At 63.9% G+C, this 14799-nt stretch carries 15 protein-coding genes and 1 tRNA gene; 10 read left to right on the forward strand and 6 right to left on the reverse strand.

The window, feature by feature from the left end:
* Window positions 1-18: 18 nt before the first annotated feature.
* From pepT to FNV92_RS16325, 6 genes are all read right to left on the reverse strand, one after another.
* Window positions 19-1269: a peptidase T gene (gene pepT, locus FNV92_RS16300; protein WP_143845692.1), complete on the reverse strand. Its 1251-nt coding sequence runs from the start codon at window positions 1267-1269 to the stop codon at window positions 19-21.
* Window positions 1270-1388: 119 nt separating this feature from the next.
* Window positions 1389-1733, reverse strand: coding sequence for an HU family DNA-binding protein (locus tag FNV92_RS16305; RefSeq protein ID WP_143845691.1), 345 nt, complete (start codon window positions 1731-1733; stop codon window positions 1389-1391).
* A 197-nt stretch (window positions 1734-1930) separates the two neighbouring features.
* Window positions 1931-2007 (reverse strand) — tRNA-Asp (locus FNV92_RS16310).
* Window positions 2008-2166: 159 nt separating this feature from the next.
* Window positions 2167-2370, reverse strand: coding sequence for a hypothetical protein (locus tag FNV92_RS16315; RefSeq protein ID WP_015685754.1), 204 nt, complete (start codon window positions 2368-2370; stop codon window positions 2167-2169).
* Window positions 2371-2512: 142 nt separating this feature from the next.
* Window positions 2513-3808, reverse strand: a complete 1296-nt coding sequence (locus tag FNV92_RS16320; protein ID WP_143845690.1) for a spinster family MFS transporter — start codon at window positions 3806-3808, stop codon at window positions 2513-2515.
* A 62-nt stretch (window positions 3809-3870) separates the two neighbouring features.
* Window positions 3871-5061 (reverse strand): aromatic ring-hydroxylating dioxygenase subunit alpha, encoded by a 1191-nt coding sequence (locus FNV92_RS16325; RefSeq protein ID WP_143845689.1) that lies wholly within the window; start codon window positions 5059-5061, stop codon window positions 3871-3873.
* A gap of 181 nt (window positions 5062-5242) precedes the next feature.
* Between FNV92_RS16325 and FNV92_RS16330 the strand changes: the two genes are divergently transcribed.
* The 10 genes from FNV92_RS16330 (at window position 5243) to nuoF (ending at window position 14794) form a co-directional block, all read left to right on the forward strand.
* Complete coding sequence (locus FNV92_RS16330; protein WP_143845688.1) at window positions 5243-5758, forward strand: MarR family winged helix-turn-helix transcriptional regulator; 516 nt, start codon at window positions 5243-5245, stop codon at window positions 5756-5758.
* 187 nt (window positions 5759-5945) lie between these two features.
* Entirely contained in the window at window positions 5946-8210 is a 2265-nt protein-coding gene (locus FNV92_RS16335) for a TonB-dependent siderophore receptor (RefSeq protein WP_143845687.1), read from the forward strand.
* 689 nt (window positions 8211-8899) lie between these two features.
* The gene (locus FNV92_RS16340) at window positions 8900-9265 is read left to right on the forward strand and encodes an NADH-quinone oxidoreductase subunit A (protein ID WP_007603535.1); all 366 of its coding nucleotides are present in this window, start codon (window positions 8900-8902) and stop codon (window positions 9263-9265) included.
* The gene (locus FNV92_RS16345) at window positions 9262-9843 is read left to right on the forward strand and encodes a NuoB/complex I 20 kDa subunit family protein (RefSeq protein ID WP_371090238.1); all 582 of its coding nucleotides are present in this window, start codon (window positions 9262-9264) and stop codon (window positions 9841-9843) included. The genes FNV92_RS16340 and FNV92_RS16345 overlap by 4 nt, the downstream gene beginning before the upstream one ends.
* An 11-nt stretch (window positions 9844-9854) precedes the next feature.
* The gene (locus FNV92_RS16350; protein ID WP_143845685.1) at window positions 9855-10466 is read left to right on the forward strand and encodes an NADH-quinone oxidoreductase subunit C; all 612 of its coding nucleotides are present in this window, start codon (window positions 9855-9857) and stop codon (window positions 10464-10466) included.
* A 2-nt stretch (window positions 10467-10468) separates the two neighbouring features.
* Entirely contained in the window at window positions 10469-11665 is a 1197-nt protein-coding gene (locus tag FNV92_RS16355) for an NADH-quinone oxidoreductase subunit D (protein WP_143845684.1), read from the forward strand.
* Window positions 11665-12630: an FkbM family methyltransferase gene (locus FNV92_RS16360; RefSeq protein ID WP_143846296.1), complete on the forward strand. Its 966-nt coding sequence runs from the start codon at window positions 11665-11667 to the stop codon at window positions 12628-12630. The genes FNV92_RS16355 and FNV92_RS16360 overlap by 1 nt, the downstream gene beginning before the upstream one ends.
* An 11-nt stretch (window positions 12631-12641) precedes the next feature.
* Entirely contained in the window at window positions 12642-13253 is a 612-nt protein-coding gene (gene nuoE / locus FNV92_RS16365) for an NADH-quinone oxidoreductase subunit NuoE (RefSeq protein ID WP_015685763.1), read from the forward strand.
* Window positions 13253-13453 (forward strand): hypothetical protein, encoded by a 201-nt coding sequence (locus FNV92_RS16370; protein WP_015685764.1) that lies wholly within the window; start codon window positions 13253-13255, stop codon window positions 13451-13453. Before nuoE ends, FNV92_RS16370 begins: the two co-directional genes overlap by 1 nt.
* 15 nt (window positions 13454-13468) lie before the next feature.
* On the forward strand, window positions 13469-14794 hold the full coding sequence (nuoF, locus tag FNV92_RS16375) for an NADH-quinone oxidoreductase subunit NuoF (RefSeq protein ID WP_015685765.1): 1326 nt from the start codon (window positions 13469-13471) through the stop codon (window positions 14792-14794).
* Window positions 14795-14799 lie beyond the last annotated feature (5 nt).

Below are 14799 nucleotides of genomic sequence, written 5' to 3' on the forward strand. Positions count from 1 at the left end.
TCGGGAAGGGGCCGGCCGCTACGCCTTTTCCTCCCAAATCATCGCAAGGTGCACGATCGTCTGCACCGCCTTCTCCATGTCCTGACGGCTGACCCATTCCAGACGCGAGTGGAACGCGTGCTCGCCGGCGAAGATGTTGGGGCAGGGCAGGCCCATGAAGGACAGGCGCGAGCCGTCGGTGCCGCCGCGGATCGCGGTGCGCATCGGGCGCAGGCCGGCGCGGCGGATCGCCTCGATAGCGTATTCGAGGATATGCGGGTGACGATCGATCACCTGCTTCATGTTGCGGTACTGCTCGCGCACCTCGAACTTGTAGGTCGAGCGCGGATAGTCCTTCATCACGTCCTTGACGATGGTCTCGAGCATGGCTTCCTTTTCCTTAAGCCCTTCCTCGGTGAAGTCGCGCACGATGAAGGAGAGCGTTGCCTGTTCCAGCGCGCCGTCGATGCCGATCGGATGCAGAAAGCCCTGCTTGCCGGACGTCGTCTCGGGCGAGCAGCCTTCCTTCGGTAGCCGCTCGACGATGGCGGCCGCGATCTTGATCGCGTGCTCCATCTTGCCCTTGGCATAGCCGGGATGTGCGCTGACGCCGTTGATGGTGATGGTGGCGCCGTCGGCCGAGAACGTCTCGTCCTCGACGCTGCCCGCGCTCTCGCCGTCCATGGTGTAGCCGAAATCGGCGCCAAGCTTCTTGATGTCGACATTGTCGACGCCGCGGCCGATCTCTTCGTCGGGCGTGAACAGGATCTTGATGGTGCCGTGCTTCACATCGGGGTTGTTGATGAAGAAGTGCGCGGCATCCATGATCTCGGCGACGCCGGCCTTGTTGTCGGCGCCCAGCAGCGTGGTGCCGTCGGTGGTGATGATGTCGTTGCCGATCTGGTTCTTCAGCGCCGGATGCTCGGCGAAGCGGATCACCTGGCTGGTATCGCCCGGCAGCGTGATGTCGCCGCCGCGATAGTTCTTCACGACCTGCGGCTTGACGTCCTTGCCGGTGACGTCGGGCGAGGTGTCCATGTGCGAGCAGAAGCAGATCACCGGCACCTTCTTGTCGGTGTTGGCCGGGATCGTTCCATAGACGTAGCCGTAATCGTCGAGATGGGCGTCGGCGACGCCGATCTCCCTGAGCTCGGTGACGAGCACGCGGCCGAGATCCTTCTGCTTCTCGGTGGAGGGCGAGCTGGGGGATTCCGGATCGGACTGGGTGTCGATGGTGACGTAGCGCAGGAAACGCTCGGTCACGGTATGCGTGAAGGTGAGGGAGGACATGTCTGGTCAAACCGCCGAGTCTTGGGGGAGCAGGTCTTGGGGAAGCAGGCGGTATAGCAGAAAAGCGGGCCGCGTTGCGGCCGGAACGGCGCGGATCAGGCTTAACGAAAGGTAGCCGCTCAGATCGCCTCTTTCAGTTCCTTGACCGGGCGGAAGGTGACCTTCTTGCTGGCCTTGATGTGGATGGCTTCGCCAGTGGCCGGATTGCGGCCGGTGCGGGCGGCGCGCTTGCGGACCTGGAGGATGCCGAGGCCCACGATGCGGACGCGATCGCCCTTCTTCAGGTGCCTAGTGATCAGCTCGACCATGTCGGTCAGGACGGCCTCGGCGCGCTTCTTCGAGAGCTCCTGGCTGTCCGCAATGTCCGCGGCGAGGTGCTTGAGCGTGATGGTGGCGGGGGCGGCTGCCTTCTTCGCCGAGTCCTTCTTGGCCAAATCCTTTTTAGCCGAATCCTTTTTAACCATGTCTGGCCTCCTCAATGACGGGGAAGCCCCGGAAAAGCCGGGAAAGCGTGGGGATCCCTCAAGTCCTGCAAGGGGTAGACGATTCGGGCGCGGGCTGCCTACGTCACGGATTCCGGGGGGCAAACGTCCGTCCACCCCGGCCGCAGATGCGACAGGTGTCGCGACATCAGGCTAAGACTATGAAGGGATTGCCAAAATGGCGCGAGAGACGGGGCTCGAACCCGCGACCTCCGGCGTGACAGGCCGGCGCTCTAACCAACTGAGCTACTCCCGCGTGGTTCGCTCAAAGCGCGCGGAACGAGGGGGACTTAAAGGCGGGGCTTGGTGAAGTCAAGGACGTTGCGCTTCGCGCGTGCGCCCCGGCTAAGTATTGCTTTGGAAAACGAAAAGGCCGCTCGGAGGCGGCCATCGATCGACCCGGAACGGGGGCGTATCAGCGAATCTCGGACGTGCCTGCGCTCGTCACCACCACCGGCTTGCCGGCCTTGATCACGTGGGTGGACTGGGCGGTCTGGCTGTAATCGGCGTTGGTGCGGGCTGCGATCCCGAAACCGGCCACCGCGATGCCGGCAACCAGCGCCACCACCACGATCTTCAGGTGGGTCGCACGATCAGCAGAGTGAATGGAGTGGTTCATGTGAGCCTCCCGACGGGCTTTGCCGCCGTCTATGGGCTCATGTCTTAAGGACCATCTGTTTCCGGATGGTTTCGCGGGTTCCGCAAAATGGTTTCATTTCTACGCCCGGTTGGTTTCGCCAGGCTTGCGGGGGGAGTGGGCCTTAAGCGGCGGCCCGGCTGATATCGTCCCGGATGGTGCGGGCGGCCCAGACGAACAGCAGGGCGCCCAGGACGGTCGTGACCGCGGCCGAAAGCAGCGAATAGCGCACGGCATCCGCGCCATAACTGCCCTTCAGGGCGTCGTTGACCATGCCGACGGCGAGCGGGCCGACGCCTTGTCCGAAGCAGGTGGCGGTGAGCGCGATCAGGGCGGAGGCGAGCGCACGCATGCTCGGCCTGGCCACGGTCTGCGCGATCGCGAAGATCGGGCCGAGATGGAAGCCGACCAGGAACGAGGTCAGCGCCAGCATGGCGACCATCATCGCGAAATCCTGCGCCAGCATGCACAGCGCGAACACCGGGCCGGCGAGTCCTGAGGTGATCGCAGGCGCCCACAGCTTCCAGCGGTCGTCGCGGCGGCTGATTTGCGCCACCACGAAGCCGCCGAACAGGGTGCCGGCCATGCCGGCGAGCCCCTTGAAGGTGCCGGCATAGGTGCCGATCTCGGCGCTCGACAGGTGGTGCACGCGGGCGAGGAACGGCGGGATCCAGGCAGCGGTCGCGTAATTGGTGTAGGTGGTGAGGCAGAAGCCGATCAGCACGATGATGAAGCTGCGTTGCGAGGCCAGGAAGCTCAGCGTGGGCCCGAGCGGCTCGGGCACGAAACTCTCCTGCATCGCGCCGCGCTTCGGCTCGGAGATCGTCAGCCACAGGACAATTGCGAGCAGGATACCCGGCAGGCCCGCGACATAGAACGCCGATCGCCAGCCATAGTGCTGGTTGACATAGCCGCCGATGAAATAACCGAGGAAGATGCCGAGATAGGTGCCGATTGCGTAGATGCCGAGCGCGCGCGGGCGCTCGTTCTTGGTGAAGAGATCGGCCACGATCGACTGCGAGGCGGGTGAGCCCGCGGATTCGCCGATGCCGACGCCGATGCGCGCCAGCGCCAGCGAGGTCACGCTCGAGGCCGCGCCGCACAGCGCCGTCATCGCGCTCCAGAACGCAAACGCCATGGCGACGATGTTGCGCCGGTTGAGCCGGTCGGCGACGCGCGCGATGGGGATGCCGAGCAGGGAATAGAACAGCGCGAAGCCGAAGCCCGCGAGCAGGCCCATCATGGTGTCGCTGAGCTGAAACTCCTTCTTGATCGGCTCGATCAGGACGTTGAAAATCGTGCGGTCGAGAAAGTTCAGCGCGTAGATGATGGTGAGCAGGCCCAGCACGTAATAGCGCCGCACCGGTGGCTTTGCCGCGGCGGCCGTTGGCACCGACACTTGTGACGTCACATCGACCATCGCATCCCCCCAATTTGTCGTTGTTATCGTTGTCGGTCCAGCCCTTATTGGAGCTGTCTTTTTCACGCGTCGCGGATGTAATTCCCTGCTTCGAATTCGACCGGCGGCGCACTTGCGTCGAATGAGACGCCGATCGGGTCGCGATTGGCTTCCATCGCTTCCAGTTGCTCGCCCAGCATGCGCCGGATCATCAGGATGCCGCGGTCGCTTTGGCCGAAATGCTCCTCGGAGTGCACGGTCACGTCGCCTTGGCCGACCTGGGCCTCGTAGTCGCCGGGGAATTGCTGGTGCTCGGCCTCCGTCATGTCCCACCAGAACTTGCCGTTGAATTTCGACCGCATCCGGCCGATGTCGCCTGATGTCTTGACGCGGCCGGCGACATAGATGCGGAAGGACGTGTCGTCGATCGGCAGCGTCCAGCCGATCGACTCGACGCGGGCAAATTGCGCCACGCGCGGATTTGGCACGACGCGCAGAGTGGGCAGCGCCGCTTCGGTGACGCGGTAGAACACCTTGCCGTCGTCCTGCTTGCGGATCGAGCGAACGGCGATGCCGCGCGGCGTCTTGTCGAACGTCACCTCCGGCATCGAGGCCATCATGTTGGTGAACTGCGGCCCCGAGAACGAGCCGTGCAGCACCGGCACGTGATAGGGATCGACCACGTTCTCGAAGTGCTGCAGCCAGTTGCAGGGGATGACCGCAGGGCCGCCGCCGCCGATCGAGGAATCGTCGGCCTCGACGAACTCGCCGTCGTCCATGTTTTCCAGGCACTCGTAAGCCGGCAGCACCGGGCGTTTCTCGGCCGGGCCCATATAGGCGAAGATCAGCCCGTAGCGCTCCTCGACCGGATACCAGGGCTGGCGCACCTTGTCCTTGAACGCGCCGCCGTCGGGCTCGCAGGGCTGCTCCAGGCAATGGCCCTCGGTGTCGAACTTCCAGCCGTGATAGCAGCAGCGGATGCCGTCCTCCTCGACCTTGCCATAGTAGAGCGTGGTGCCGCGATGACAGCAGCGGGCGTGCAACAGGCCGACCCGGCCATGCTTGTCGCGGAACAGGATCAGATCCTCGCCGAGCGCACGCACCTTTTTCGGGGTGTCGTTGGCGTCGCTGACGAGTCCGACCGGATGCCAGTAGCGGCGCAGCAGCTCGCCCATCGGCGTGCCGCGCACGACCGAGGTGAGCTCGGTGCGCGTGTTCGCCGGCTTCATCGCATAGGCCGTGCCGAGATCGCGATCCCGCTGGGTCATCGTCATACTGTTCCTCCCGCCACGGGCCGTGAGGGAGGCCCGATCGTCTTGTTTGTTGACCCAATGAAAAATAATTCGATGACAATGTCAACGAACTTAAGGACACTTTTGAGTTGTATTTGGATAGTCGCACCGCCGCCGGTCAACCGGGCTTGGCACGCCCCGGCTTTCTTGGCAGAGGTGGATCATGAGTAAGACACCGAGCGGGGACGGGCGCGTATCGCCCGACACGGACGAAAGCCATTCGCCGGCGCCGATCACCGTGATGCTGTCGTCACGGCTGATGGTGCTCGCCAATCTGCTCAAGCGCGGCGCGATCCTGCGCTACAAGCGCCTCGCCGGATTGTCCTCGGTCGAGTTCGGCCTCGTCGCCTCGCTCGGCCGGCGGCCTCCGATGAGCGTGGCACGGCTTGCCGAAGCCGTCGGTCAGGACAAGGGACAGATCAGCCGCGCGCTGGCTGAGCTCGTCTCGCGCAAGCTGATCGCGAAATCGGCGAACCCGAAGGACAGCCGTGAGGTGCTGGTCTCGCTGACCCCGGCAGGGCTCGCCGCGCACGACGTAATCGTCGAAGGTGCGCAGGATCGCAATCGGCAATTGCTGGAACAGTTGAGCGCGCACGAGCTCGAGACGCTGCTGGCGCAGATCGACCGTCTCACGGCGACCGCCGAGAAGCTGCTCGAATCCGAAAAGCATTCGCGCTGATCTGGCGGCAATCTCCGGACATGTTGGATCGCTTCCAAGAGTCTTTCTAAGACTCCTTCTAAGACCTTTTCAATTAGGGAATTTGCGCGCCCTCCCATAAGCGTCGCCGCAAGCGCTTGCCGTCGGGGGAACGACGGCATGACGCACGCAGACAGACATCTTGGGGTGCGCGTTGAACAGTCTTGCTATGCTGCGGTCAGCCGTATTGGCGACCGCGTCCGCTGTCGTATTGGTGCCGCAGGCATCGCTGGCCCAATCGTCGACGCAGAGCGGCGCGCAGAATCTGCCGTCGGTCACCGTCACCGCGCCGGAAGTGCGCCGCCGCGCCGCCTCGACCGCGCCGCGCCGCGCGCAGCGCCCGGTGCAAAGCGCCAACAACAGCAAGCCGCAGCCGCAGCGCAATGTCGGCTTCGTCGAGACGCCGCGCGGTCCGGTGCACGGCTACGTCGCCAACCGCAGCTCGTCGGGCACCAAGACCAATACGCCGATCATGCAGACGCCGCAGTCCGTCTCGGTGATCGGTGCCGAGCAGATCCGCGACCAGAAGCCGACCAAGCTGGACGAAGCTCTGCGCTACACCGCCGGCGTGCGCGCCGGCACCTTCGGCGCCGATACGCGCAACGATTGGTGGCTGATCCGCGGCTTCAAATCCGACGACATCGGATTGTTCCTCGACGGCATGCAGCTGTTCTACACGGCCTATGCGAGCTGGCGGCTTCCGCCGTCCAACATGGAGCGGATCGAAGTGCTGCGCGGTCCGTCCGCGGTGCTCTATGGCGGCTCGAGCCCGAGCGGCATCGTCAACGTCATCAGCAAGCTGCCGCCGGCCGAGCCGATCCGGTACATCGAGGCCGGTGTCAACAATTTCGGCAACGCCTATGTCGGCTTCGATGTCGGCGGTCCCGTCGCCACGCAGCCCAAGGATGGCAAACAGGACGGCAAGCTGTTCTACCGCGTCGTCGGCGAGGTCAGGAATGGTGATACCCAGGTCAATTTCACGCCCGACAACAATTATTTCATCGCGCCGTCGTTCACCTGGAAGCCGGATGCCGACACCACCTTCACGGTCCTCGCCTCGGCATCGAAGACCGACACCCGCGGCATCAATTTCCTGCCTTACAAGGGCACGGTGACCAGCGCGCCGTTCGGCAAGATCCCAACCAGCTTCTTCGCCGGTGATCCCGGTGTCGACAAGTTCACGCGCGAGCAGGAGATGCTCGGCTACCAGTTCGAGCGCAATCTCACCGACGATGTGACGTTCCGGCAGAATGCGCGCTTCGCGCATGTCGACCTGACATATCGCGGCTACGTCGGCAGCGGTTGGGACAACGCCAATACGGCCACGCTCGCTCGCTACAATTGGTATGCGAAGGACACGGCCAACCAGGCCGATCTCGACAACCAGCTGGAGTATCGCTTCAACACCGGCCCGGTGAAGCACACAATGCTGTTCGGCGTCGACCTGAAGGGCTACCAGATCGACGACTATCAGGCTTTTGGGTTCGGTGTGCCCTCGATCAATGTCCTCAATCCCGCTTACGGTGCGGCCGAGACTCCATTGCCGACCGCTCCGTTCCGCAACTTCCAGATCACGCAGAAGCAGGCAGGCACCTATCTCCAGGACCAGATGAAGCTCGGCAATTTCACGCTGGTGCTGAGCGGCCGCAACGACTGGGTCGAGACCACGCAGGCTGCCCGTGACACCGGCGCCACCGTCGGCCAGCGCAACGACAGCAAGTTCAGCGGGCGGGCAGGGCTGATCTACAATTTCGACAACGGCATTGCGCCCTATATCTCCTATGCGACCAGCTACAATCCGATCATCGGCCTCAACGCCGCAAACCAGCTATTCCTGCCGGAGACCGGCCAGCAGGCCGAAATCGGCGTGAAGGTCGCGCCCAAGGGATTCGACGGCTACTTCACCGCCTCGCTGTTCGATCTGAAGCGCCAGAACGTGCCGTCCGCCGCGCCGGGCGCCATCGTGACGTTGCAGAACCAGACCGGCGAGGTTACCTCGCGGGGCATCGAGCTTGAAGCGGTGGCCAATGCCACCAAGGAACTGAAGCTGATCGGCGCGTTCACGGCCTACCATCTCTTCAACAGCAAGGACATCGACCCGTCGGTGATCGGCAAGGCACCGACCAACACGCCCGAGCTGCTGGTCTCGGGCTGGGCGGACTACACCTTCAGGGACGGACCGCTCGAAGGCTTCGGTTTCGGCGGCGGCGTCCGCTATGTCGGCTCCTCCTGGGCCGATGCCGTCAACACACTCGAGGTCCCCGCGGTGGTGCTCGGCGATCTCGCGGTCCACTACGAATGGCAGAACTGGCGCACGGCCATCAACGTGATCAATCTGACCGACAAGATCTATGTCGCGAGCTGCGCCTCGGAATCCTCCTGCTTCTACGGCGACCGCCGGCGCGTCACCGCCAGCGTCTCCTACAAATGGTAGGCGAGGCGTGAGCTGACCAGCCACCGCTCGTCTTCCACCACGTGATCGATGAGCTCCCGGGCCATGCCCCCCGGCCCGAAGCTCATGCGAGCGCGGCGCGCGGCGCCGAAGCCAAGGCGCAGCCGCCGCGCTCGCGGTCGATCCGCCCCGGGGGGCTGAGACATATCTGGCGGGACGACGCATTCGCTAGGCGAGCCCCGGTCCCGTCCTGGTGCATGGCTCGTCTGAGCGCTCGTGCCTGTGGATACGTGTCTTCGCTGCACCAATCCTGCTGGCGGCTGCGACCGTCATCGGTCTCTCAGCAGTGCAGCTCCGGGGCAGGGGCGGCCAGTATGTCGCCTCGGTGACAGTTGGGGCCCCGGGGTGGCTCATCGCCGGCGTTTGAGTGCGCTGCCGCACGCAAGGAACCGGGTATTTTCCGCGGGCGATACGCAGCAAGGAGCTGTCTCGGCCTATGCGCCGCTATCTCGGGAGTGCTGCCCTGCAAAACCGTGGCGACCCTTGCTGGGTTGGACGATCTGCTCCATACCAGCGCCGGGTGATTCCGGGGTTTCCACCGTTCTGGGGGCGGCAAAGGGCCTAAAAAGAGCGTGTCTTGCGCCCATTGGTGCACTGCGCTAAGGCTCAGAACAATTCCAAATTGGACGAATCCGTGGCTGTCCCGAGGCTGCGGGAAAAAGGGCTCGTCAATGAGCGGCATTCTGCAGAACTATCTTCCACTCGTCGTCTTCATAGGGGTCGCGGGCCTGATTGGCCTCGTGCTCCTGATCGCGCCTTTCATCGTGGCTTTCCAGCAGCCCGATCCGGAAAAGCTGTCGGCGTATGAGTGCGGTTTCAATGCCTTCGATGACGCCCGCATGAAGTTCGACGTCCGCTTCTACCTGGTCGCCATTCTCTTCATCATCTTCGACCTCGAAGTGGCGTTCCTGTTTCCCTGGGCCGTGGCGTTCGGCAAGCTTGGCGCGACCGGCTTCTGGTCCATGGTGGTGTTCCTCGGCGTACTGACGGTTGGGTTCGCCTACGAATGGAAGAAAGGCGCACTCGAATGGGATTGAACCCTGCACCATCGGCCGGTCCGGTCCTCGCGCCGGCCCCCAAGGGCATCCTGGATCCGTCGACCGGCAAGCCGGTCGGGGCCAATGATCCGTTCTTTCTCGAGGTCAATTCGGAGCTGTCCGACAAGGGCTTCTTCGTCGCCGCGACCGACGACCTCATCACCTGGGCGCGCACCGGCTCGCTGATGTGGATGACCTTCGGTCTCGCCTGCTGCGCGGTCGAGATGATGCAGGTGTCGATGCCGCGCTACGACGTCGAGCGCTTCGGCTTTGCGCCGCGGGCCTCGCCGCGCCAGTCCGACGTGATGATCGTCGCGGGCACGCTGACCAACAAGATGGCGCCTGCGCTGCGCAAGGTCTACGACCAGATGCCGGAGCCGCGCTACGTCATCTCGATGGGCTCCTGCGCCAATGGCGGCGGCTATTATCACTATTCCTATTCGGTCGTGCGCGGCTGCGACCGCATCGTGCCGATCGACATCTATGTGCCGGGCTGCCCGCCCACGGCGGAAGCGCTGCTCTACGGCGTGCTGCTGCTGCAGAAGAAGATCCGGCGTACCGGCACCATCGAACGCTAAGGTTTAAGGTCATGGACGACGCCAAGCTCGACGCCCTGGGGCAGACGATCGTGAGCGCGCTTCCGGGCGCCGCCACCGCTCACGCGGTGGCTTTCAACCAGCTCACGGTTGACGTCGAGGCCAGCAAGATCGTCGAGGTGGTCAAGTACCTCCGCGACGATCCGAATTGCCGCTTCATCAACTTCACCGACATCACGGCGGTGGACTATCCGGATCGCGAGAAGCGCTTCGACGTGATCTATCATTTCCTGTCCCCGACGCTGAACACGCGGATCCGGCTTCGGGCCCATGCCGACGAAACCACGCAGGTGCCGTCGCTGATCGAGGTGTTCCCCGGCGCCGACTGGTTCGAGCGCGAGGCCTACGACCTCTATGGCGTGATCTTCGTCGGCCATCCCGACATGCGCCGCTTGCTCACCGATTACGGTTTCGAGGGCCATCCGCTGCGCAAGGATTTCCCGACCACCGGCTTCCTCGAGGTCCGCTACGACGACCAGGAGAAGCGGGTGGTGTACGAGCCCGTCAAGCTCAACCAGGAATTCCGCAAGTTCGATTTCCTCTCGCCTTGGGAAGGAGCGGACTATCCGCTTCCCGGTGACGAGAAGGCGGGACCGAAGGCCTGATCATGAACGAGCAACCTGAACAGCTTCGCAACTTCACCATCAACTTTGGACCGCAGCATCCGGCGGCGCACGGCGTTCTGCGTCTTGTGCTCGAATTGGATGGCGAAGTCGTCGCCCGCGTCGATCCCCATATCGGCCTGCTTCACCGCGGCACCGAGAAGCTGATCGAGCAGAAGACCTATCTGCAGGCGATCCCTTATTTCGACCGGCTCGACTACGTCGCGCCGATGAACCAGGAGCATGCCTTCTGCCTCGCCGCCGAAAAGCTGCTCGGCATCGAGGTGCCGCGCCGCGGCCAGCTGATCCGCGTGCTCTATTGCGAGATCGGCCGCATCCTCTCGCACCTGCTCAACGTCACCACGCAGGCGATGGACGTCGGTGCGCTGACCCCGCCGCTGTGGGGTTTCGAAGAGCGCGAGAAGTTGATGGTGTTCTACGAGCGCGCCTCGGGCAGCCGCATGCATGCAGCCTTCTTCCGCGTCGGCGGCGTGCATCAGGATCTGCCGCAGAAGCTGGTCGACGACATCGAGGCCTGGTGCGATCCGTTCCTCAAGGTCGTGGACGACCTCGACCGCCTGCTCACCGCCAACCGCATCTTCAAGCAGCGCAACGTCGATATCGGCGTGGTGCCGCTGAAGGAAGCCTGGGAGTGGGGCTTCTCGGGCGTGATGGTGCGCGGCTCGGGCGCGGCTTGGGATTTGCGCAAGTCGCAGCCCTATGAGTGCTACGCCGAGATGGATTTCGACATTCCGATCGGCAAGAACGGCGACTGCTACGACCGCTATCTGATCCGCATGGAAGAGATGCGCCAGTCCGTGCGCATCATGAAGCAGTGCCTTCAGAAGCTGAACGCGCCGGACGGGAAGGGCCCCGTCGTCGTCGCCGACAACAAGGTCGCGCCGCCGCGCCGCGGCGACATGAAGCGCTCGATGGAAGCGCTGATCCACCACTTCAAGCTCTACACCGAAGGCGTTCACGTGCCGGCCGGCGAAGTCTACGCCGCGGTCGAGGCGCCCAAGGGCGAGTTCGGCGTCTATCTCGTCGCCGACGGCACCAACAAGCCCTACAAGTGCAAGATCCGCGCGCCAGGCTTTGCCCATCTGCAGGCGATGGATCACATCTGCCGCGGCCATCTGCTCGCCGACGTCTCGGCGATCCTCGGCTCGCTCGACATCGTGTTCGGAGAGGTCGATCGGTGATGGGGCAGCAGGCGCCAATCCAGTTCGACCGTGCCTCGGGGGCCCTGGAAGGGGCCAACCTGTGGGAGCGGACGGCTGCCTTGGCGCTGGTGACGGGATCGAAGATCTCGTCGCACTTCTCGCACATGGGCTACATCGCCTGTGCGAATCTGCTGCGCAAGACGCTGCCGGAGCGCAACATCGCGATCAGGCTCAACCCTGATGCCGTGTTCGAATTCCCTTATGGCGACGGCTACTGGAGCAAGCTGCTCAACCGCTCTTATAATTACGAGGACGAGCTGGAGCTGCTGTTCGCGAACTCGATCGACGTCGACTACACGCTGCTCGATTGCGGCGCCAATTACGGCTACTGGTCGGTGCTGGTCTCGAGCAAGCCGTTCGGCTCGCACAAGGCGATTGCGATCGAACCGTCGGGGCAGAACTATCCGAAGCTCGCCAACAATGCCCGCGTCAACGGCAACCGCTTCGAGACCATGAAATGCGCGATCGGCGCGGCCCGCGGCACCGCGCGGCTGTCCGGCACCAAGCACGAGGCCTTCAGTATCGCCGGTGGTGCCTCGGCGGGCGGCGAGGACGTGCCGGTCATCGCGCTCGACAATCTGATCGACGACGGCAAGATCGCAGCCACCGGCAAATATCTGATCAAGCTCGACGTCGAAGGCGTGGAGATCGAGGCGATCAAGGGCGGCGCCCGGCTGCTCCAGGCCGACAGCGTCATCATGTGCGAGGAGCACGGCAGCGACCGCTCTCATGCAGTGTCGCGCTTCATCCTCGAACAGACCCCGCTGAAGCTGATCGTGTTCGACCCGCGCAGCAATCGTATGGAGACCGTGACCGAGCTGTCGATCCTCGATCGCATCAAGGTCTCGACCCACGTCGGCTACAACGTTTTCGGCACCGCAAGCGCATTCTGGCAGGACAGGATCAATGCCCTGAATGCGAAAACCGCGCGCCGCATGCAGTGAGAGATTGAGAGATGTCCGTCCGCCGATTAGCACCGAAGGAAGTCCAGCCCGCGAGCTTTGCGTTCACGGACGAGAACCTCGCATTCGCCAAGCAGCAGATCGCGAAGTATCCGGCCGGCCGGCAGGCCTCCGCGGTCATCGCCATCCTCTGGCGGGCGCAGGAGCAGCATGACGGCTGGGTGTCGGAAGCCGCGATCCGCGTCATCGCCGACATGCTCGACATGCCCTATATCCGCGTGCTCGAAGTCGCGACCTTCTACACGATGTTCCAGCTCGCCCCCGTCGGCAAGAAGGCCCATGTCCAGGTCTGCGGCACCACGCCGTGCCGCCTGCGCGGCGCCGAGGATTTGATCCACGTCTGCGAGCACCGCATCCATCACGAACCCTTCCATCTGTCGAAGGACGGCAATTTCAGCTGGGAAGAGGTGGAGTGCCTCGGTGCCTGCGTGAACGCGCCGATGGTGCTGATCGGCAAGGACACCTATGAGGACCTGACCAAGGAAAGCTTTGGCAAGGTGCTCGACGGCTTCGCTTCGGGCAATCCGCCCAAGCCCGGCCCGCAGAATGGCCGCCAGTTCTCGGCGCCTATGGGCGGACCGACCACGCTGAAGGAGAGCACCTGATGGGTGATCTCCCCGCCATTGGAGGGAACGAGGCCGTGAAGAAATGGGGCTTCGTCGCCATGCACGCCGCGGTCGCGGCCGCCTTCATGTTCCTGCTGCAGCGTTTCATCATGAACGCGACGCAGGAGACCAGTCTGCTCTGGGCGCTGATCTTCGCCGTCTGCGCCGCCGGACTTGCCTACAAGCAGTCCATTCGTTGATCGGAAAGCACTGATATGCTCGAGGACAAGGACCGCATCTTCAAGAACCTCTACGGCCTCCACGATTGGGGGCTCGAGGGCGCGCGGCGTCGCGGTGCCTGGGATGGCACCAAGAATATCATCGACAAGGGCCGCGATTGGATCATCAACGAGATGAAGGCGTCGGGCCTGCGCGGCCGCGGTGGCGCCGGCTTCCCGACCGGCCTGAAATGGTCGTTCATGCCGAAGGAATCGACCGACGGCCGGCCGAGCTATCTCGTCGTCAACGCCGACGAATCCGAGCCCGGCACCTGCAAGGATCGCGAGATCATGCGGCACGATCCGCATCTGCTGATCGAGGGCTGCCTGATCGCGAGCTGCGCCATGAATGCGCATGCCTGCTACATCTACGTCCGTGGCGAGTTCATCCGCGAGCGCGAGCATCTCCAGGCCGCGATCGACCAGGCCTATGAGGCCAAGCTGGTCGGCAAGGACAACGTCAATGGCTGGCCGTTCGACATCTACGTCGCGCACGGCGCCGGCGCCTATATCTGCGGCGAGGAAACCGCGCTGCTCGAAAGCCTCGAAGGCAAGAAGGGCCAGCCGCGGCTGAAGCCGCCGTTCCCGGCGAATGTCGGCCTGTATGGCTGCCCGACCACGGTCAACAATGTCGAGTCCATCGCGGTCGCGCCGGATATTCTCCGGCGTGGCGCGGCGTGGTTCGCCGGCATCGGCCGCCCGAACAATGTCGGCACCAAGCTGTTCTGCATCTCCGGCCATGTCGAGCGGCCCTGCAACGTCGAAGAGGCCATGGGCATTCCGTTCCGTGAGCTGATCGAGAAGCATTGCGGCGGCATCCGCGGCGGCTGGGACAACCTCAAGGCCGTGATCCCCGGCGGCTCGTCGGTGCGCATGGTGCCGGCCGAGCAGATCATCGACACGCCGATGGATTTCGACAGTTTGAGCAAGCTGCGCTCGGGCCTCGGCACCGCGGCTGTCATCGTGATGGACAAGTCGACCGATCTGATCCGCTCCATCGCCCGCATCTCCTATTTCTACAAGCATGAGAGCTGCGGCCAGTGCACGCCCTGCCGCGAAGGCACCGGCTGGATGTGGCGCGTCCTGACCCGCATGGCCGACGGCCGCGCCCACAAGCGCGAGATCGACATGCTGCTCGAAGTGACAAAACAGGTCGAAGGCCACACCATCTGCGCGCTCGGCGATGCGGCGGCCTGGCCGATCCAGGGCTTGATCGCGCATTTCCGTCACGAGATCGAAGCGCGCATCGACCAGTATTCGCATAAGGCCGACATCGACGATATCGGCGTCCGCGATCCCGTGAACATGGTCGCGGCGGAGTAAGAGAC

The sequence above is a fragment of the Bradyrhizobium cosmicum genome (assembly GCF_007290395.2).
Classification (GTDB): Bacteria; Pseudomonadota; Alphaproteobacteria; order Rhizobiales; family Xanthobacteraceae; genus Bradyrhizobium; species Bradyrhizobium cosmicum.